The sequence below is a fragment of the Actinopolyspora lacussalsi subsp. righensis genome (assembly GCF_900116555.1).
Lineage (GTDB): Bacteria > Actinomycetota > Actinomycetes > Mycobacteriales > Pseudonocardiaceae > Actinopolyspora > Actinopolyspora lacussalsi.
On record NZ_FPAT01000003.1, the window covers coordinates 310,009 to 329,393 of the forward strand.

Genomic DNA, 19,385 nt, shown 5'->3' on the forward strand with positions numbered 1-19,385 from the left:
TTCAGGTGTCACGGACCGCCGCTGGAACGCACCGACGGTCGCGTGAACCCGATCACGTCCGATCAGCTACGCGGCGCGTGCAGCAGCAGGGCGTCACCCTGTCCGCCACCGCCGCACAGCGCGGCGACACCGTCGCCGCCCCCTCGCCGATCGAGCTCGAGGGCCAGGTGCAACGCGAGTCGCGCTCCCGACATGCCGATGGGATGCCCGAGCGCGATCGCTCCTCCGTTGACGTTGACCTTTTCCTCGTCGATCCCCAGCACCTCGGTGGAAACGATCCCCACGGCGGCGAACGCCTCGTTGATCTCGACCAGGTCGAGGTCGGTCGGTGCCACTCCCGCACGGTGGCAGGCCCGGTTGATCGCGTTGGAGGGCTGCTCGTGCAGACTGGCGTCCGGCCCAGAGACCACGCCGTGCCTGCCGATCTCGACGAGCCAGTCGAGCCCCAGCTCCTCGGCTTTGGACTTGCGCATCACCACCACGGCCGCGGCCCCGTCCGAGATCTGCGAAGCCGTCCCTGCCGTGATCGTGCCGTCCGGGTCGAAGGCGGGGCGCAGTTTGCCGAGGCCCTCCGCCGTGGTGTCACCGCGGATTCCCTCGTCGCTGTCGACGATCACCGGGTCGCCCTTGCGGCGCGGCACTGTCACCGGCGCGATCTCCTCCGCGAACACACCGCGTTCGGCGGCTGCCGCGGCCCGCTGGTGCGACCGTGCGGCGAACTCGTCCTGCCGGGCACGGGTCAACCCGTAACGACCGTTGTGCTTCTCGGTGGAGGCCCCCATCGCGACCTGGTCGAACGAGCAGAACAGCCCGTCATGGGCCATGTGGTCGAGCATCCGCACGTCGCCGTACTTGAAACCCTCCCGCGAATCACCCAGCAGGTGCGGCGCCCGCGTCATGGATTCCTGCCCGCCCGCCACGACGACGTCGAACTCACCGGCACGGATCTGCTGATCGGCCAACGCGATCGCGTCCAGCCCGGAGAGACAGACCTTGTTGACGGTCAACGCGGGAACGTCCATGCCGATGCCCGCCGCCACGGCCGCCTGCCTGGCCGGGATCTGTCCGGCACCTGCCGTGAGCACCTGCCCCATGATCGTGTACTCGACCTGCTCCGGAGCGACCCCGGAACGGCGCAGCGCCTCGGCTATGGCGATCCCACCGAGCTGGGCGCCGGAGAAGTCCTTCAGCGAGCCCAACAGCCTGCCCATGGGGGTACGGGCCCCGGCTACGATCACGGAACTTTCCACGGCTGCCTCCGATGCGGTGTAGGGAAGTCTTGGGTAACGAACGGTCCGCCGGGTCGACATCGGTCGGGCGGTCGACCACGGTTGTCCCCCGTCCGGCCACCATGATGAACCGTGCCGACCGGCGGAACCATACCTGCACGGAACCGCACGACCCGCTGTGAGACGAAGCACACCGCTGTGACGTTTCCACCGTGCCGCACCGGCGGGTTAGGGTGCCGCCATGCGGGAGGAACTCGGTGAGCTGGTGACCGCGGTCGATCACGTGGGGGTCGCTGTGGGCGACCTCGACAGGGCGATCGACTTCTACCGGAACACCTTCGGCCTGGTGGCCACTCATCGCGAGACCAACCAGGAGCAGGGGGTGCACGAGGCGATGCTGGCCGCCCCCGACTCCGCCGAATCGGACACGAGGGTGCAGCTGCTGGCCCCGGCCGACGAGAGTTCCACGATCGCGAAGTTCCTCGACAAGAACGGTCCGGGGCTACAGCAGCTCGCCTTCCGCGTAACCGACGTCGAGGCCGCGTGCGCGACGTTGCGGAACAGGGACGTACGGCTGCTGTTCGAGACACCACGGCGGGGCACCGCGAACAGTCTGGTGAACTTCGTCCACCCCAAGGACGCGGGTGGTGTGCTGGTGGAGCTGGTCGAACCGGCTTGACGGTCCCAGCGGTTCCGACGCGCCGGTGCGCGCGGTCGGGCACGAAGACCGCGCGGACACCGGTGAGCGGTCGTTCAGTGCTGTCCCGCCATTCCCGAACGGTGGGCCGAGTTGGCCTCCGGCAACGCCGCGACCCCTACGATCACGGCCAGCACTCCCACCACCCAGGAGGTCCAGGCCGCGCCGCCGAAAGCGGCGAACCCGAGCGCCCAGGGCGAGATCACCAGCAGGATCCCGAGCAGCACGTGCGCGTACTCGCTCGTTATGGATCCCGGCATCGCGAGTGACCACACTCCGGATACTCCGAGCAGCACGCCGAGCACGATCATCGACGTCAGCGCCGCCGGGCCGGTGAGAGTCCACAGCGTGGCCAGAATCAGATAGACACCGAGTACCACGGCTCCCCAGTCCTGCCACCGGGTCCACGGCCGTGTCTTCGAACCAGCCGAACCACGAGCCATAGTCGATCACCTCTCCACCCGTCGTGACCGCCGGAAACACATTTTCCTCCCTGGCTGGTCGAGCGGTCAAATTGTGAGACAGCTCGCATCGAGGGGCGAATTCCCGGCCCGTTCCGGACGCGGAGCGCGCACCGGACAACATCGACAACGGTTCGGAGGTAGCGTAGTGCCATGGGTCTTGCCGACGATCGTGATCTGCTACCGCTGGGATCGGGCTTCGACATCGTTCGTAAGGGTGGCTACGACAGAGCCCAGGTCGACGAGCACCTGGAACGTATCGACGCGGACCTGCGCCTGCTCACCTCGGATCGTGACGCGGCGGTCTCGCAGTCGGGGGAACTGTCCAAACAACTGGAATCGGCGCGCTCCGAGATCGAGAGCCTACGTGGACAGGTCGAGCGGCTGGGGAAACCGCCGACCACGATGGAAGGACTCAGCGAGCGCCTGCAACGAATGCTGCGACTCGCCCAGGAGGAAGCGGGCGAGATCCGTTCCAAAGCGGAGAGTGACGCCGCCGAGCGGCGGGAGCGCGCCGAGCGGGAGGCCACGGATCTCCGCAACCGCTACGAGCAGTTGATTTCCGAACTCGACTCACGACGCGCCGAAATGGAGTCCGAGCACCGCTCGGTCCTGGAGACCGCGAGGGCCGAGGCCGAGCGCATCACGACCGAGGCCGAGGAGAACCGCAAACGGGCCGACGAGGAATCCGAGGCACGTCGCGCCCAGGTCGAGGAGGACTTCGAGATCGCCATGGCGGCTCGCCGCAGCGAGTCGATGCGAACCCTCGCCGACCAGGAGGCCAACAGCAAGGCCGAGGCCGAGCGTCGTGTCAGCGAGGCCGCCGAGGAGGCCGACCGCAGACTGCGGGAGGCCAGCGGGGAGGCTCACCGCCGGATCCAGGAGGCCACCGAGGAGGCCGAGCGGCTCACCCGGGAGAGCACCGAGGCCGCGGAACAACGCGAGCGGGAGAGCAAACAGGCCGCCGAGCAACGCGAACGCGAGAGCATCGAAGCCGCCGAGCAACGCGAACGCGAAAGCGTCGAAGCCGCCGAGAAGCGGGACCGCGAGAGCAGGGAAGCGGCCGAGCGACGCGAACGCGAAAGCGTCGAAGCCGCCGAGAAGCGCGAGCACGACAGCAAGGCCGAAGCCGAACGCCTGGTCACCGAAGCGCAGGAGCAGGCAAGGCTGACAACACAACGTGCCACCGAGGAGGCCACCCGCCTCCTGGAGGAGGCGACCCTCGAGAGCAACCGGCTGCGCGGCAGGGCACGTGCGGACGCCGAGGAACGGATAACGGCCACCACGCGGGAGTGCGAACGGCGGTTGAGCACGGTTGACGAGCAGGTAGGCACCCTGACCGAGCTGCGCGACAGCGTGGCCGGGAAGCTGCGGGACGCGGCCGAACTGCTCGGGCAGACCACTCCGCTGCTGGACAGGCTCACCAACGACGACGAGGCGGAACAGCAGCTGCGGGAATCCGCAGCCACCGCACGTGAGACGGCCCGGTTGGAAACGATCGCCGCGCTGGACGAGCCGGAACGGGACAGCGGGGAGATTTCCTCGTCCGAGGCTGCCAGCACGGAAACGGCCGAAACCGAGACCAGCTCGGAGACCGTGGACGAGGAGAACGGCAACACCGCGACGATACGGTTCGCACTGGCCGACATCGAGAGTTCGGGCGTCGCACTCGCCGATCCGTCCGACAACGGTCACACCGGACCGGAAACCGCCGATTCCACCACCGACGGGAAAGCGGACTCCAACGGGGCGGCGCCGACCGGAAAAGCCTCGCTGGAGGCGGCTACCGAAAAGATCGATCGTTCGAAGCTCCCGCAGCGGGGAACGGACACGAACGGGGGCGTGGACGCCCACGATCCACCGACCAGGCGGATCCCACTTCCCGACCTCGGGAACGGCTCGGCACCCACCGGGGACGACGACTCGGGGACCGAGCCGGAGCACGGCTCCGATCAGCCCGTCCAGCAGCACTGACCGGGCACCCCGGTTACGTCACCGGCACGGTCCGGTGCCCCGACCCTTCCGGTGAGTGGTGTCATCGTTCATTCGCCCAACCACTCCCGCACGGCGTGGGCGAACGCCTCCGGGGTCTCCAGCGGGGAGAGGTGTCCGGCTTCGGGCAGGGTGACGACCTCGGAGCGGGGCAGCAGCGCCGCCGTGTCACGCGCGGACCGGGGCGGGCAGAGGGTGTCCTCGTTGCCTGCCAGCACCAGGGCCGGCCCCTGGTAGGCGCGCAGCGTCTCGGAGCTGTCCGGGCGGTTCGCCATGGCACGCTGTGCCCAGGCGACCCCGGCGGGAGGCTGTTGCTCGACCAGGTCGCGTGCCTGCTCGACCACGTTGCCGCGCCGCTGCCGGGTGGTGTCGCCGAGGATCCCCGGCAGGGTGTTCTCGGCCAGCCAGCCGGTGATCCCCTCCCGCTCGGCCCGATCGGCGATCCGCAGCCGGTTGTCGCGCTGTTCGGCGGAGTCCGCCTCCGCCTTGGTGTCGGCGAGGATCAGCCCCTCGAGTCGCTCCGGCGCCTCGCGGGCCATCGCCATCGCCACGTAGCCGCCCATGGAACAGCCCGCCACGTACGCCCGCCGCACCCGCAGCTGGTCGAGCAGCGCGAGCACGTCCTCGGCGACCGTTTCCATGCCGGGTTCCTCCGGAACGGACCGCTGCGGGTCGTCGGAGGTGAGTTCGGTCGTGGCGGCTTCCCGCGAGGAGCGCTGCCCCATCCCGCGTTGATCGGGGGCGATGACTCTGACGTGGTCCTCGAGTTCCGTACGCACCCCCTGCCACATCCGTGCGTCCACCGGGAACGCGTGCAGCAGCACGACGGGCGTCCCGACTCCAGACTCGACGTAGTGCACGATCTCCATAATGCCGTAACGGATCACCGCACGCGCGGTGTGGTGATCTTCCGACCCGGTGGTTGTCGGGCCCAGCGGGTGAATCCCGCCGCGGACTCTCAGGAGTCCACGATCGTCACCTGGTGAGTGTCGACCTCACCGTCCCAGTAGCGGGGCAACGGGGTGGGAACATCCGGGGCGACCGCACCGACGACGGCGTCGAGCGCCTGGTCGGCCTTGCCGACCCACAGGTGCTTGGTGTCGGGGAATCCGGTGACCTGGGCCTGGGTCAGCGGGGCGAACCTCCGGCGTGCCTCCTCGGGACGCAAGTAGTCGTCGAATTCCGGGACCAGGGCGTGCACCGGTTTGCCGGACTCGGCCCAGGCACGCAGATGTCGCTCTTCACTCCAGCGCAGCGGCGGTGAGAGGAGCACCGCGCCCGTGACCGACGGGTCCAGACCGTGCACCAGCGTCAGATCGGTGCCGAAGGACCAGCCGAGCAACCAGACATCGGGCAGATCGTGGAACTCGGCGTACTCCAGTGCCGCGGCAACGTCGAAGCGTTCCGAGTCACCGTTGTCGAAGGCACCGTCGCTGCGGCCCGCCTCGCTCGCGGTACCACGCGTGTTGAAGCGCAACACGGCGAGATCGGCCAACGCGGGCAACCGCCAGGCCGCCTTGCGCAGCAGATGCGAGTCCATCATCCCACCGTGGGTGGGAAGCGGGTGCAGACACACCAGGGTGGCTCGGGGAGAACGGTGCTGTGGCAGGGCGAGTTCGCCCACCAGTCGCAGCCCGTCCGCGGTGTGCAGCGTGATCGGCTCACGGTGCCCCGGGAGCACGGTGTTGGCGCGGATTTCGGTGCTCATCGTCGCGATCCTGCCACGAAGGGGTGAGTTTTCGTAGCCGGGTAAGCACCGGAGTTCCCCCGCTCGCCCCGGGAGCGGGCGGCGGTTGGTCCGCTCCGGAGCTCGGCGGACACGGCCGGCGCTCCGGCTGGTAGCGGCCCCCGGTGGAGCACCGCCCCACGGGTCTTACCGGAGGCCGAATCCGCGTCCACTGCGTTTGCGGCCGTTCCAGCATCCGGTGTGCCAGTGGCGGCGATCTCCCACGGTGCCGTACTCGTCGGCGGGCCAAGCGACGACGTGTCCCACACCGGGACGTATCTCGTGGTCACAGCCGGGACAGCGGTAGTCCTTCTGCGCCTGGGCAGCCGGCACGGTTCGCACGATCCAGTCACCGTCCGGCCCCGTCTCGGTACGCGCGAAACCGAAACCGGACCCGAGCGGGCGCGCCGTGGAATCCGGTCGACGAGAACTCTTGGGGCGGTTGCGGCGAGGCACGTCCCAACGTTAACCGGCGGGTTCAGCCCCCGAAAGCACCTCCCCGGCCGGGGTGTCCACGAGTGGCTCCGCCTGAGCGCTGTTCGCGATCGGGGTCTTATCCGCTCGGACCGAGCTGCCTCGCCTTGCCGTTGCGTCGGTGCGGCGTCAATTTCCCACGAAATCGCCGGGCCCTCGGTGCGGTGCCGAGTCGCACCACGACCGCAGTGGAAACTCCCACCACCCTCGCAGCAGGACCGACCGCGGGTTCTCCCGTGCGGCTCTCGCGAGGACGCCGGAGGCGTTGTGTAGTACCTACCCGATGTCGCCGGACCCGCGGCGAGAGCCGTGCGAGAGGTTCCGCCAAGTGAGGGCCCGAGACAACCACGGTGCCGACTTTGTGCCGGGTCACCGTTTCGGGAGTTCGGGCCAGACGTGTTCGGCCAGCCCACGGGCGTACTCGCACGCCCGCACCCCGTCGGCCTCCGGCAGAAAGACCACCAGCATCGCGACCTCGACCTCACCGGAAGTGGGATCTCCGAACGGGATGTGTCCGGTTTCCGCCGCGCACAGCCCCACCTTCGGGTCGTCGCCGATGATGTCGACCACGGTACGTCTGCCCGCGGTGCGCTCCACGACAGCCGTGGCGTCCCGCCTGCGTGGTGGTTCTCCAGCGGTGAGCGTCAGTTCGACGCTGGGCACCCGGATGCTCCCACCGCCCCAACTACACCGGTGCCCGGCGGGACTCGCCTGCCGCTCGGCTCGTCGGAGCCCCTCGACCCGGTGCACGAGCTCCGTCGGCAGCAGCCCGCACGAATCCGTCCTGGCCAGCGAGTTCGGTGGAAACTCCCGGTGCTCGACCCCACCGGCCAGCACGGCCTCGGCGGTGGCCTCCGTTCCCGAGCCGGCCACGGTGCACAGCCCCACCTCGGGATCGCCGGACAGCAGATCGACGTCGACACTCATGGCGATTCCGTCTGAGAACAGGATCCGCCTGCCGCAGTGCTCGGGAACCGGCTGCTCGTCGACAACCCGAAGGCCACCGACGTGCCGGACGGGGTTGTCGGAGGTCAACTCGGCGGCGTTCACGTCCTGCAGCCGCCCCACGGCCAGTTGCAGCAGTCCGCCGGACTCCGGACGCAGGTGGAACAGGCAGTAGTCCAACGAGACGGTGTCCGCACGAGTCACTTTTCCGAACCGTTCGAGCCGCCGGGACCGCAGCAGCCCGCACGGATCGAGCGTGGCCAGGTCTCCCAGCACCGCGCTGGAGACTCCCCGCTCTCCCCGACGCGTGGAATCCCCGGACGGAAACACCGCACAACCGGCGAGCAGCCCGAACAACAGTCCGAACACCACGAGCGATCGGATGCCTCGGTAAGGCGGGCGCGTGACCCCGCGTCCTCCGCCGGGGAACGTGCGGAACGGTTCGCGCACCGAAACTGTTCGAGATGCCGTCGGGCTCACCCTTCGAAATCGCGGTCGGCCAGTTCGGTCACACGTCGCAGTGCCGACTCGGCGTCCGGCCCGGTGGCCCGGAGCCCGATGCGGTCGCCCTTGCGCGCCCCGAGCCCCATGACGCCGAGCACGCTGCGGGCATCCGCGGAGTTCCCACCCGCTGTGACGGTGACCTCCGCGTCGAGCCCGGTCAACACGCGCGCCAACAGCGCGGCGGGTCTGGCGTGCAGTCCCACTTCGTTGCGCAGGACCAGTTCCTGTTCCACGCGCGGAGATGTCGTGGTGGGCGACTCGGCCCCGGAATCCGCACCTTCGGCCGCGGTGGTCGCCTGTTCGGGGGAATCGACGGTACCCCCCACGGCACGCTCCGCCGCGTCGACAACGGTTTTCAGCCCGTCGCCTCCCTGCGCCGAGGCCGCGGCGGCGACGGCACCCTCGACGAGCGGGGCCTCCGCCACCGCGGCGGCGTCCGGATCGGCCAACGACTCGACCGCGAGCTCCGCCGTCATGCGGGCACTGCCCAGGTCGTACAGCAACACCACCCCCGCGCCGGTGTCGGCATCGGCCAGCGCGGCGGACGTCGCCTCGAAGTCGGTTCCGAGTCCTCCGCCCGACATACCGCCCGCGGGTTCGACCCTGACGTCGGGAGCGAGTTGCCCCAACAGTTCGACGACACCCCGCGCGAGGGAGTCGCTGTGCGAAACGATCACAAGTCCGACCGGCATCACTCGGCTCCTTCGACGTCGGCGAACGCGGCCAGTAACAAGGCCACGGAACGGGCCCCCGGGTCGAGGTGCCCGGCGCTGCGGTCCCCGAGGTAGGAAGCGCGCCCCTTCCTGGCGACCAGCGGCACGGTGGAGCGTGCCCCCACCTCGGCCGCCTCGGCCGCCGCCGACAGCGTCCCGGCCGGTTCACCACCCCGGCCCGCGCTCTCCTCCGCGGCACGCACGGCGGGGAGCAGCGCGTCGATCATCGTCTTGTCCTCGGGCTCCGCCTTGCCGCGGGCCACGACGCCGTCCACACCCGCACGCAACGAAGCCGCGAGCGCCGTACCGTCCAGCGATTCGGCATCCCCCGCGGTGGATGCCGCGCGCAGGAAGGCGGTACCGAACAACGGTCCGGAGGCCCCACCCACGGAGGAGATCAGGGTGGTGGCCACCAGTTTGAGGACGGCACCGGGGGTGGCCGGCTCGGCGAGTTCCAGTTGTGCCACCACCGCGCGGAAACCCCGGTCCATGTTCTCCCCGTGGTCGCCGTCACCGATCGCTCTGTCCAGTTCGACCAGCTCGTCGCGGTGGGCGGACATCACCTCGGCACCCCGACGTATCGCGGCGGTGACTTCTCGTGCCGTGCAAGACATGCGGTCCTCTATCCTGTCTTCGGGAGTCCTCACGCGACAATCGGAGAACTCGCGCGGGAATGCGGCGGTGACGAGTCCCCGGGCGAGAACGACGCCGGACAGCGCCGCGTCCCGCCGAACGGATCATTCGGTCCGGGGCTCACCAGGTCAACGCGGGGGTGCTCACCGGTGCGTCCCACAGCTGCCGCAACTCGTCATCCAGCTTGAGCAGTGTAAAGCTCATCCCCTGCATTTCCAGACTGGTGATGTAGGGCCCGACCAGTCTCCGGGTGACGCGAACACCGCGTTCCGCGAGGAACCGCTCGGCGACGCCGTGCGCGAGATACAGTTCCGTCGGAGGTGTGCCCCCCATCGAGTTGGTGAACAACAACACCTCGTCGCCCTCCCGGAACGGCAGATCCTCCAGGATCGGCTCGAGCAACCGTCGCACGATCCGGTCGGCCGATTCCAGCTCGACCCGTTCCCTGCCGGGTTCGGCGTGGATGCCCACACCGATCTCCATCTCGTAGTCGGCGAGCTCGAAGCTCGGTTCACCGACGTGGGGGACGGTGGGAGCGGTCAACGCCATCCCCATGGAACGCACCCCGGCACTGACGCGTTCGGCGATCTCGTGGCAGCTCGGCAGGTCGTGACCTCGTGCGGCGGCGGCACCGACGATCTTCTCCAGCAGGACGGTCCCGCCCACCCCGCGCCGCCCCGCGGTGTTGGTGGAGTCCCGTACCGCCACGTCGTCCTGGACCACGACGGTGCGTACCCCGATGTCCTCCGCCTCGGCCAGCTCGGCGGCGGTCTCGAAGTTGAGCACGTCGCCGGTGTAGTTCTTGACCACCAACAGCGTCCCCGCACCACCGTCCACTTCCCGGACAGCCGCTTGCACGGCGTCCGGGGTGGGTGAAGTGAACACCGCCCCCGGGACGGCGGCGTCCAGCATCCCGGAACCGACGAACCCGACGTGCAGCGGTTCGTGCCCGGAACCTCCGCCGGAGACCACGGCCACCTTGTCGGAGACCGGGGCGTCGACACGGGTCACGAAGTCCGGCTCCAGGTGCACCCGCAGTCGATCGGGATGGGCCGCGGCCATGCCGCGCAGCGCGTCGGTCACGACATCGGCGGGAGCGTTGATGATCTTCTTCACTGGCGACCTCCTGACAGACCGTGGCGCTTTCGGCCCGGCTCCACCGCTGGATTCCCGGAACCGACACCTACCGGGCCGGGAGGACGGGCACACGCCGGACGAATCCACCTGGAGCCCGGAGCCGACCGACCTGGTCGTGAACGGTTCCGCGCACCCAGGATCCTTCGGGACACCACAGTCCGGCAACAGTCGAGTACCGGCCAGTCGAAAAGTCGTTCCACGGGAGGGCCCCGTCGAAGCGGTGCGTCCGCTCACCGGTGGCCGGCTCCGTGCCGGGACCCGTCGACACGCCCCCGAAGGGGTGAGGGACCGCGCGGGCGCCGTGTCAACGCGGAACGCTCACCGGCGTCCGCGAATCAGCTTCATCAGCCGCACCAGATACCGGACGGTCCGCGCGGAACGGCCGAAGGTCATCGGATCGATCGGCATGCGGAACCGGGTCCGGGTGACGGACTGCGCCCTGGCGAACTCACGCAGCCCGTCGGCACCGTGAATCCGGCCGAAACCGGAGTCCCCCACCCCACCGAACGGCAGGGCAGGCACGGCGGCGAACGAGATCACCGAGTTCACCGCGACCATCCCGGTGCGCATCCGACGCGCCAGCTCCGTCCCCCTGGAACGTGAGAACACCGTTCCGCCGAGGCCGTAGTCACCGTCGTTGGCACGCTCGACGCCCTCCTCGGCGGTGCTCACCCGGTTGATCACGATCGTGGGACCGAAGGTCTCCTCCGTGACCGCGGCCGAGTCCTCCGGCACGTCGGTGAGCACCACCGGATGGACGTAGGGCGGGCGGACCGAACTCTCACCGCCCAGCTCGGCCTTCCCCCCGGAACGGACGGCATCGGCGATGTGCTCGCGGATCACCTCCACCTGCGAACCCATCGTGATGGGACCGAGGTCGGCGGTGGGCTGTCCGCCCGGGCGCAGCTTCTCCGCGCGGTCGAGCACCAGCTGGACGAACCGGTCGGCCACGGAGTCGACCACGTAGACGCGCTCCACCCCGATACAGGTCTGTCCCGCGTTGGAGACGGCTCCCCACACCGCGGCCTCGGCGGCAGCACGCAGATCGGCGTCCGAATCCACGATCAGGGCGTCCTTGCCGCCGCACTCCACCAGCACCGGGGTCAGCGACTCCGAACAGGTGGCCATCACTCGCTTGCCGGTTTCGGTCGAACCGGTGAAGGCGATTTTGTCCGTCTCGGCACGACACAGCGCGGCACCGGTATCACCGAAGCCGGTAACCACCCGCAGTACGGGCTGTTCGGGAACCACCTCGGCGAAGGTCCGCCGCAGCCACTCCCCCACGCCCGGGGTCAGCTCGCTGGGCTTGAACACCACCGAGTTACCCGCGGCGAGCGCGTAGGCGATGGATCCCATCGGGGTGAAGGCGGGGTAGTTCCACGGCCCGATGACTCCCACGACGCCGAACGCGCGGTACTCCACGGTGGCGGCCTGGTTTGCCATGAGGACCCCGGCGGAAACCCCGCGCCTGCGGAGCACCTTGGACGCGTTGGCGGCCGCCCAGTGCAGGTGGTCCACGACGAGCACCAGTTCGAGCCTGGCGTCGTCCATCGGCTTACCGGTCTCCGCGGAGATCAGTTCCGCGGCCTCGTCCAACCGCGAGACCAGCAGCTCCCGCCAGGCATCCAACCGGAGTTTCCGCTGGTGGAACCCCAGTTCCTCCCACCAGTGCTGGGCGTCGCGAGCGGTGCGGACGGCATCGGCGACGTACTCCCGATCATGAATCGGGTGGGTGCCCACCACTTCACCGGTACGCGGATCGATGGATTCGAAGGTGGAACCGGGCGAGGTGTCGGCAGTCTTCTCGACGGGTGCTTCGACACCGCCACGGGCGGTCTGGGTCATGCTCGGCCTCCCCACCGATCGGTGTTCGCCGGTCGCGACGTCGCTGATGTGACGCAGCCTACGCAATTCGGCCGGACGGCGACGCACGCGACCTCCGCGCGGGCACGTGCCCGCGCGGAGGTTCAACGAATCATCGGCTCAATGGTTGCGCCGAACCCGCGACCGGGAAAAACGGGGAGTCGACGAGCTCCCGCTAGGAGGACTCGCTCTCCGAGTCGGTGGGAACGACGATCGGACGCAACCAACCCCAGAGGATGAAGGAACCGGCGAAGATCAGCATGCCGATACCGCTCCAGAGGTTGATGTTGACCCCCGCCGCCTGATCGATCTCCCGCGAGCTGGTGCCGAACAGCCCCATCAGAGTGCAGATCAGACCGTAGAGCACGAACAGCGCGGCGATCACCTGGCGAACGTCGAACACTCCGGCACGCTGCCCGCTGCGGGAGCCGTTCTCGTTGGATGCGCTCATACTTGCCTCCCGATATGGCGAACGCGGTTACCCGAAGACGATGTTGAGGATGATGACTATCACCAACACGATCCCGGCCAGCAGCGCGGGCCTGCGGTACCAGCCCGCGTCCTCTCCGGTCGTCGAGGCGGTGCGGTCCTCCTTCGGCGTCAGTCCGTAAACCAGTCCGACGAGCTCGGCGGCGGGCTTGGGCCTGGTGGCCAGGCTGACCACGACGCTGACGAGGATGTCGACCACGAAGGCCGCGCCGGCTCCGACGAAGCTCGCTCCCTGTCCCGGCAGGTCCAGCACACCGGTCTCGGCCATCAGGAAGACGCTCAACGAGGCGGCGGTACCGAGCACGAGACCGGACCAACCGGCGGCCGGGGTCATGCGCTTCCAGAACATACCGAGGATGAACGTGGCGAACAACGGCGCGTTGAACAGCGAGAACAGCTGCTGCAGGTAGTCCATCAGGTTCGAGTAGCCCGAAGCGATGAACGCGGTACCGATCGCGATGACCGTGGACCCCACCGTGACCCAGCGACCCATGTTCAGGTAGTAGCTGTCCGGGCGGTTCCGGATGACGTAGGCCTGCCAGATGTCGTAGGTGAACACGGTGTTGAACGAACTCAGGTTCGCGGCCATGCCCGCCATGAACGATGCCAGCAATCCGGCGAGCGCGATCCCCAGGATGCCGTTGGGCAGCAGATCACGCATCAGCAGCAGGAGGGCGTCGTTGTACTCGACGTTGCCCTCACCCGTCTGCTTGAACACCATCATTTCCTGGACGGAAGCACCGGCGATCATACCGGGGATGATCACCAGGAACGGGATGAGCATCTTCGGGAAGGCACCGATGATCGGGGTGCGCTGCGCGGCGGACATGCTCTTGGACGCCATCGCGCGCTGGACCTCGACGAAGTTGGTGGTCCAGTAGCCGAAGGCCAGCACGAAGCCGAGCCCGAAGACGATCCCCAGCACCGACAGGAAGTTGCTGCCGAATCCGGTGAGTTCGTTACCCGGCCAGGCCGAGAGCTCGTTGGCGCCGTACTGGGTACCGACCTTGTCGACCAGTCCGGACCAACCGCCGACCTTGATCATGCCGACGATGGTCAGTGGGAGAAGCGCGGCGACGATGACGAAGAACTGCAGCACCTCGTTGTAGATCGCCGCGGAGAGACCACCGAGCCCGGTGTAGCTGAGCACGATCAACGCGGCGATGATCACGGAGACCCACAGCGGCCAGCCGAGCAGGACGTTGACGATGCTGGCGAGCAGGAACAGGTTCACACCCGCGATGAGCAGCTGCGCCACCGCGAAGCTGATGGCGTTGACCAGATGCGCGGCTTTGCCGAAACGGCGCAGCATGAATTCCGGAACGCTGCGCACCTTCGAGCCGTAGTAGAACGGCATCATCACGACACCGAGGAACAGCATCGCCGGGATGGCACCGACCCAGAAGTAGTGCATCGTCGGCATGCCGTACTGGGCGCCGTTGGCGGACATTCCGATGATCTCGACGGCACCGAGGTTGGCCGCTATGAAGGCCAGCCCCGTCACCCACGCGGGCAGTGACCGCCCGGAGAGGAAGAAGTCAAGACTGCTCGACACCGAACGACGCGCCAGGAGCCCGATCCCGAGCACGAACGCGAAGTAGAGCGCGAGCAGCAGGTAGTCGACCGGCCCGGCGTCCAGTCGAAGCTGCTCCTGGGCTAGCACATGCACGCTACCCCACCTCCAAATTAAACAAGTTCAAACGGTAATCACCATTCACCAAAGCAGGTGAACAATACCCCACAGTGCGCCGAGTCACAGAGGGGCCGATATCAATTCGTTGACTACGGACGCTAAATCGATCAGGCACGCTCGGCCAAGCAGCCGAACGGAAGATCATCCTAGCCGATCAGGAGCAGTCCGTACTACGACATCCGTCCCAGCGCGGACATGCCGCTCGACTCCGTAGCCGCATGGCAGCGCCGAACCGGAACGAAAACGGGAACCAACACGAGCGCGATCGAGGATCGAACATCGCACAGCACGACAAGAAAGATCAACAAGTCATCACGAAGAGTAACCACAAAAATGAATCACGCTCGAACGTTCGGGACGGTCTCACCACCGCGACACTCAACCGAACACACACAGTCGAGAATCCGCACCACACAACCGCTACACGGGCCACTACCAGGGAGAGATATTAACCCGAAAAGTGCAGTGAATTCCGAACATCTACCACGGAAAGGAGGTCACACATAGCATCGTATCGACCACAGGAGGTGAATTGATGAGCATCGCCGCCGTACTGGCGCTACTGGCTGTGACACTGGTGGTGGGACCCTGGTTGCTACTGCGCTGGCTCTCCGACACCCCACGGCGCGGCACGCCGCATGGTTGAACCGGCTCGGTCGCGGAGCGAGAAATCCGAACCCGAGTCACCGAGCTAGGAGGCATTCCCGTGAATGAACGGACCCCGCGGTCGGCCGCGTGGTGGACACGGCACCGGTGGCTGCCCGGCGAACGCCGGTTGCCGACCGGAGCCGCGACGGAGCCGACCGTTGTGCTCACTCCGGTGACTCGAACACCGAAACGTGGCAAGGAGACCGAGCAGTGACGGCTCCCGCGATTCCCGAAGCACTTACCCCCGTCGAGGCGGATCCGCTGCCGCGGGCACCACGCCCGTGCCGGACACATCGTTACGTAACCGCGTTCCGGGGCGAACTGCAACGACAGCACTCCCTGGGAGCCACCGCGTCGCCGGCGTACCGACCGCCGGAGTTCCCCGCACACGGCTGGAGCACACCACGGGTGAGCTCGCCGGACATGGAGCTGATGGAGCGGATTCTGAACGGCCTCCGCCGGCTCTGAGAGTGTTCCCCCGAACGTACTGCGCAGCTGGTTGCGTGACGGAACCTCTCGCACGTCTCGTGAGCGGTTGCCCCGACATCGAGCAGTCGCTCAGAAGAGCCGGTACTCGTCGGGGGTGATCCCCCGCAGCTGTTCGTAGTCCAGCGTCACACAGCGGATCCCGCGATCCTCCGCGAGCGTGCGCGCCTGGGGTTTGATCTGCTGTGCAGCGAAAACACCGCCGACGGGTGCCAGCACGGGGTCACGGTTGAGCAACTCGAGATACCGGGTCAACTGTTCGACTCCGTCGATCTCGCCGCGCCGCTTGATCTCGACGGCGACGTTGCCGCCCCGGGAATCACGACACATCAGGTCGACCGGCCCTATCGGGGTCGGATACTCCCGGCGCACCAGACTCCAACCGTCACCGAGTGTGCTGACGTGCTCGGCGAGCAGCTGCTGCAGGTGCGACTCGACGCCGTCCTTGACCAGTCCCGGTTCCGCCCCCAACTCGTAGTTGGAGTCCTGCAGGATCTCCTTGATATCGATGACCAGCTTCTCGCCCGCCTTGTTCTGCACGGTCCACACATCGGGATCCTCGATCAGCCAGCAGGGTGGACTCATCCAGTTCAACGGCTTGTAGGCTCGGTCGTCGGAGTGCACGGACACCGAGCCATCGGCTTTGATCAACAGCAGTCGTGTCGCCAACGGCAGATGAGCGTTGAGCCTGCCGATGTAGTCGACCTTGCAGGAAGCGATTACCAGACGCACTCGACAGAGCGTAAAGGCAAGACCCACCACTTCCGACAACCGCCTACCGGGATCACATCCAAAGAGGACCGAGCAGATGCGAACCGAGAGCAGCAGGCAGGTTTACGCCAATGCGTGGATGACCGTCCGCGAGGACGCCATCCGGCGTGCGGACGGTTCCGACGGGATCTACGGCGTCGTGGACAAGCCCGACTACGCTCTGATCATCCCGCTGGAAACCGGTGTGGGGAGCGACGCTCCGGGCGCCGAACGAGTGCGGCTGGTCGAGCAGTACCGCTATCCACTGGGGATACGCCGTTGGGAGTTTCCGCAGGGAACCGCACCCGGTCTCACCGAGCTCGACGGGCTGGAACTCGCCCGGCGCGAGCTGCGCGAGGAGACCGGCCTGCGGGCCGAGCGTCTCGTCGAGCTCGGTTCGCTGGACGTGGCGCCCGGACTGTCCAGCCAACGGGGTCGCGCCTTCCTCGCCACCGGTCTCACCCCCGGCGAGCACGAACGTGAACCCGAGGAACAGGACATGCGCTCGGCCTGGTTCACACGTGCGGAACTCGAAAGGATGATCCGACGGGGTGAGATAACCGATGCGCAGTCCATCGCCGCCTACACGCTGTTGTTGTTGCACGAACGAGGCGGAGCGGACGAGGCGCACGACTCCTAGCGGGAGTGCGGGACGCGGTCGTTCCGCCGAGTGAGTGACCCGATAACCCGACCGGGAAACTTCGATCAGTCGTGGCTGCCGAGCAACAGCAGCGGGACCGCGGCCACGATCACTACGCCCTCGGCGATCCCGGCCAGCAGCTGCGGAACACCCACCGCCACTTCCTCGGAACCGAACAGGCCGATGGTGACCGCGAGGAAGAAGGCGACCAGCGTGAGAACGCCGAATCCGAGCGAACCGAGGACGGGAAGCCAGTGCTTCCACCACAGCAACACGAACGCGAGCACCACTCCCGCCACCGCGTTGAGCAGAAAGAGCGGTCCGATCACCGCTACGTCGCGCACACCTTGCGCCCAGAGTTCGAGGTGCACCACGGCGGACATGAGCAGTCCTGTCGCCACCAGTGTCCTCAACAGCTCGACGGTCGCGCGTCCGGCTTGGTCAGAAGGGCTCATGGTATTTCCAGCTCCGCCGTCGAAGTGTCCGTCACCAGGTACGCCGATGCCCGCGCGCTCCGTTCACTTCCCGGAATGCTGTACCGCACTCGGCGACCGTGCCACTATGCCGGTATCATGCGGTTCGACGCGAGTGACAGCTCGGAGGCGAGATGAGTTCCGAACGAGCGACCTCCCGTCGTCGGTTACTGGTCACCGGAGGGGCCGTCGCGGGCGTGACGGCGTTGAGCGGCTGCGGGGACGGTTCCTACAGCGGGTCCTCGTTGACGACCACCGAGGAGACCGACTCCCCGACGGAGGAAAGCCCGAAGCAGGGCGAAGCACTGGCACGTGTTGACGAGGTTCCGGTCGGTGGCGCGTTGATAACCGAGGGCCCCGACAACGAACAGATCGCGCTGGCCCAGCCGAGCGAGGGGGAGTTCACCGCGCACAGCGCGGTGTGCACCCACATGGGCTGCACGGTGCGGGCCGACGGCGAGCGACTGCGCTGCCCCTGCCACAACTCGGTGTTCGAATCCTCCTCGGGTGAAGTGGTCAGTGGTCCGGCCCGCACCGCGCTTCCCGGGATCGCCGTTCACGTGGAAGGGGAACGGATCATCAGCGGAGAGGGCTGACCGAAGTCTTCACCTCGGAAGCTCACCAGGAAGCACGTCGGAACCCCATGTCCGCGATACGCTCCGTCCGTGGTCCGTCGAGCGCGGTCGTCCCGCTCTCGTCGAGCGGTACCGCCGTCCCGGTGGCACGAGACGAATGCGGCGAGGTGTGGCATGACATCCGCGGCAACGGTGGTTTTCCTGGGCGGTTTCGGCACATCCGAGCACGGACGGGACCGCCCCTGGAGTAACCGGCATACCGGGCAGAACGGAAGAGTCCCGCGGTGACGTTTTCCTGTCGTGTGGGCTGCTCCGCATGGGCCTTTCCGGCGCTGGAAACGCCGGAAGTCCCTGCAGTACCGACCCACCCGCGGGTTCTCCCACGTCGCGCTCTCGCGAGGAAGGCCCGACGTTGTGCAGGTCGCTACCCGAGGTCGGGCCTCCCGGGGCGAGAGCCGGCGGGAGGTTCCACCAAGCGAGTAGCTCGACAACCCGACCGGAAAACTTCGATCAGATTCCGAACTCACCGTTTCTGATCCCGGAAGCGAACGCCGCCATCTCCGCCCCGGTGAACTCGAGTACCGGCCCGTCGGGATCCCGTGAGTTCCTTATGCCGTAGGTATCACCGAGTCGCGCCACTTCGACGCACTCGGTGCCCTCGATGCTGGAGGCTTCCGCCTTGCGGAAGGTGGCCTGCGACCAGTCGAAGCCCATATCAGCTCCTCATCGGATCCTGCGGCCCGAGAGCCCGAGACGCTCACGGAACACGGTCTGCAGCGAGCCGCGCCTTCAGTCGATCGGGAACTTCATCGCACCCATGCTCTTGAGATCGTGCAGAATCTCCGAGTTGCGCGCGGTCACGGCAGCGGCCGCCCGGGTCTCGCCGGGTACCGGACCGATACGTGAACACAGCTTGCTGAACCTGCCTTCATCCAGCATCTGGGTCACCTGCTCCCAGGGAGCATCGCTGTCCCGGGAGTTGTGATCCCATGAACCACCGCACCGCAGACAGTCGATCTGGACCAGCCACTGCTCGAACGGTCCGGTGAAATCACCGAGCCAGCGCAGCCGCTCCCGCGGATGCGGGCACTCCGACTGTGTCAGCCGGATCGCGTTCGGATGGTCGAGATCGTGTCGAGGACTCTGCACTCCGTCTTCCATGGCCGCGTGAACTCCCCTGCAATGCCGACGACAACCACGCCAAGATCATCGACAGCACACCCAAGGTAACTGAACGAACACCAAATGTAACCACAC

The 19,385-nt window shown here is 67.5% G+C and carries 21 protein-coding genes; 5 read left to right on the plus strand and 16 right to left on the minus strand.

Features of this window, described 5'->3' with window-relative positions:
• Positions 1–62 precede the first annotated feature (62 nt).
• Positions 63–1,250: an acetyl-CoA C-acetyltransferase gene (locus BM394_RS07560; protein ID WP_342752653.1), complete on the minus strand. Its 1,188-nt coding sequence runs from the start codon at positions 1,248–1,250 to the stop codon at positions 63–65.
• Between the two features lie 220 nt (positions 1,251–1,470).
• On the opposite strand from BM394_RS07560, the gene mce reads away from it, so the two are divergent.
• Positions 1,471–1,908, plus strand: coding sequence for a methylmalonyl-CoA epimerase (gene mce, locus BM394_RS07565; protein ID WP_092975844.1), 438 nt, complete (start codon positions 1,471–1,473; stop codon positions 1,906–1,908).
• 74 nt (positions 1,909–1,982) lie between these two features.
• Here mce and BM394_RS07570 read toward each other — a convergent pair whose 3' ends face one another.
• Positions 1,983–2,369: an SPW repeat protein gene (locus tag BM394_RS07570; RefSeq protein ID WP_092975847.1), complete on the minus strand. Its 387-nt coding sequence runs from the start codon at positions 2,367–2,369 to the stop codon at positions 1,983–1,985.
• A 171-nt stretch (positions 2,370–2,540) separates the two neighbouring features.
• On the opposite strand from BM394_RS07570, the gene BM394_RS07575 reads away from it, so the two are divergent.
• Complete coding sequence (locus tag BM394_RS07575) at positions 2,541–4,361, plus strand: coiled-coil domain-containing protein (protein ID WP_245780040.1); 1,821 nt, start codon at positions 2,541–2,543, stop codon at positions 4,359–4,361.
• Between the two features lie 68 nt (positions 4,362–4,429).
• On the opposite strand, the gene BM394_RS07580 is transcribed toward BM394_RS07575, so the two are convergent.
• The 10 genes from BM394_RS07580 to BM394_RS07625 all read right to left on the minus strand — a co-directional run bounded on the left by BM394_RS07580 (position 4,430) and on the right by BM394_RS07625 (position 14,532).
• Entirely contained in the window at positions 4,430–5,248 is an 819-nt protein-coding gene (locus BM394_RS07580) for an alpha/beta fold hydrolase (protein ID WP_175530022.1), read from the minus strand.
• Positions 5,249–5,337: 89 nt separating this feature from the next.
• The gene (locus BM394_RS07585; protein ID WP_092975850.1) at positions 5,338–6,087 is read right to left on the minus strand and encodes an alpha/beta hydrolase; all 750 of its coding nucleotides are present in this window, start codon (positions 6,085–6,087) and stop codon (positions 5,338–5,340) included.
• A 165-nt stretch (positions 6,088–6,252) separates the two neighbouring features.
• Positions 6,253–6,561 (minus strand): hypothetical protein, encoded by a 309-nt coding sequence (locus BM394_RS07590; RefSeq protein WP_092975853.1) that lies wholly within the window; start codon positions 6,559–6,561, stop codon positions 6,253–6,255.
• 387 nt (positions 6,562–6,948) lie between these two features.
• Positions 6,949–7,893, minus strand: a complete 945-nt coding sequence (locus BM394_RS07595) for a DUF3558 domain-containing protein (protein WP_217643400.1) — start codon at positions 7,891–7,893, stop codon at positions 6,949–6,951.
• Positions 7,894–8,000: 107 nt separating this feature from the next.
• A complete protein-coding gene (gene dhaM / locus BM394_RS07600) occupies positions 8,001–8,720 on the minus strand; it encodes a dihydroxyacetone kinase phosphoryl donor subunit DhaM (protein WP_092975855.1) in 720 nt (239 codons plus the stop codon).
• Entirely contained in the window at positions 8,720–9,355 is a 636-nt protein-coding gene (dhaL, locus tag BM394_RS07605) for a dihydroxyacetone kinase subunit DhaL (protein WP_092975858.1), read from the minus strand. The genes dhaM and dhaL overlap by 1 nt, the downstream gene beginning before the upstream one ends.
• Positions 9,356–9,494: 139 nt before the next feature.
• Positions 9,495–10,490 carry a dihydroxyacetone kinase subunit DhaK gene (gene dhaK, locus BM394_RS07610; RefSeq protein WP_092975861.1) on the minus strand — a complete coding sequence of 332 codons (996 nt, stop codon included), beginning with the start codon at positions 10,488–10,490 and terminating at the stop codon, positions 9,495–9,497.
• Between the two features lie 339 nt (positions 10,491–10,829).
• Positions 10,830–12,356, minus strand: a complete 1,527-nt coding sequence (locus tag BM394_RS07615; protein WP_092976319.1) for an aldehyde dehydrogenase family protein — start codon at positions 12,354–12,356, stop codon at positions 10,830–10,832.
• 193 nt (positions 12,357–12,549) lie between these two features.
• The gene (locus BM394_RS07620) at positions 12,550–12,825 is read right to left on the minus strand and encodes a hypothetical protein (protein WP_092975864.1); all 276 of its coding nucleotides are present in this window, start codon (positions 12,823–12,825) and stop codon (positions 12,550–12,552) included.
• Between the two features lie 27 nt (positions 12,826–12,852).
• Entirely contained in the window at positions 12,853–14,532 is a 1,680-nt protein-coding gene (locus BM394_RS07625) for a sodium:solute symporter family protein (protein ID WP_092975867.1), read from the minus strand.
• Between the two features lie 730 nt (positions 14,533–15,262).
• On the opposite strand from BM394_RS07625, the gene BM394_RS22985 reads away from it, so the two are divergent.
• Positions 15,263–15,418 carry a hypothetical protein gene (locus BM394_RS22985; RefSeq protein WP_207227161.1) on the plus strand — a complete coding sequence of 52 codons (156 nt, stop codon included), beginning with the start codon at positions 15,263–15,265 and terminating at the stop codon, positions 15,416–15,418.
• A 344-nt stretch (positions 15,419–15,762) separates the two neighbouring features.
• Here the strand turns inward: BM394_RS22985 and nucS are convergent, their stop codons facing one another.
• A complete protein-coding gene (gene nucS, locus BM394_RS07635) occupies positions 15,763–16,422 on the minus strand; it encodes an endonuclease NucS (protein WP_092975873.1) in 660 nt (219 codons plus the stop codon).
• 76 nt (positions 16,423–16,498) lie between these two features.
• Between nucS and BM394_RS07640 the strand changes: the two genes are divergently transcribed.
• Complete coding sequence (locus BM394_RS07640; protein WP_092975876.1) at positions 16,499–17,080, plus strand: NUDIX domain-containing protein; 582 nt, start codon at positions 16,499–16,501, stop codon at positions 17,078–17,080.
• Positions 17,081–17,145: 65 nt separating this feature from the next.
• On the opposite strand, the gene BM394_RS07645 is transcribed toward BM394_RS07640, so the two are convergent.
• Positions 17,146–17,535, minus strand: coding sequence for a hypothetical protein (locus tag BM394_RS07645; protein ID WP_092975879.1), 390 nt, complete (start codon positions 17,533–17,535; stop codon positions 17,146–17,148).
• 152 nt (positions 17,536–17,687) lie between these two features.
• On the opposite strand from BM394_RS07645, the gene BM394_RS07650 reads away from it, so the two are divergent.
• The gene (locus BM394_RS07650) at positions 17,688–18,149 is read left to right on the plus strand and encodes a Rieske (2Fe-2S) protein (protein ID WP_092975882.1); all 462 of its coding nucleotides are present in this window, start codon (positions 17,688–17,690) and stop codon (positions 18,147–18,149) included.
• A 489-nt stretch (positions 18,150–18,638) separates the two neighbouring features.
• On the opposite strand, the gene BM394_RS07655 is transcribed toward BM394_RS07650, so the two are convergent.
• Both BM394_RS07655 and BM394_RS07660 read right to left on the minus strand, forming a co-directional pair.
• The gene (locus BM394_RS07655) at positions 18,639–18,842 is read right to left on the minus strand and encodes a DUF397 domain-containing protein (protein ID WP_092975885.1); all 204 of its coding nucleotides are present in this window, start codon (positions 18,840–18,842) and stop codon (positions 18,639–18,641) included.
• A 75-nt stretch (positions 18,843–18,917) separates the two neighbouring features.
• Positions 18,918–19,289 (minus strand): hypothetical protein, encoded by a 372-nt coding sequence (locus BM394_RS07660; RefSeq protein WP_092975889.1) that lies wholly within the window; start codon positions 19,287–19,289, stop codon positions 18,918–18,920.
• Between the last annotated feature and the right edge of the window lie 96 nt (positions 19,290–19,385).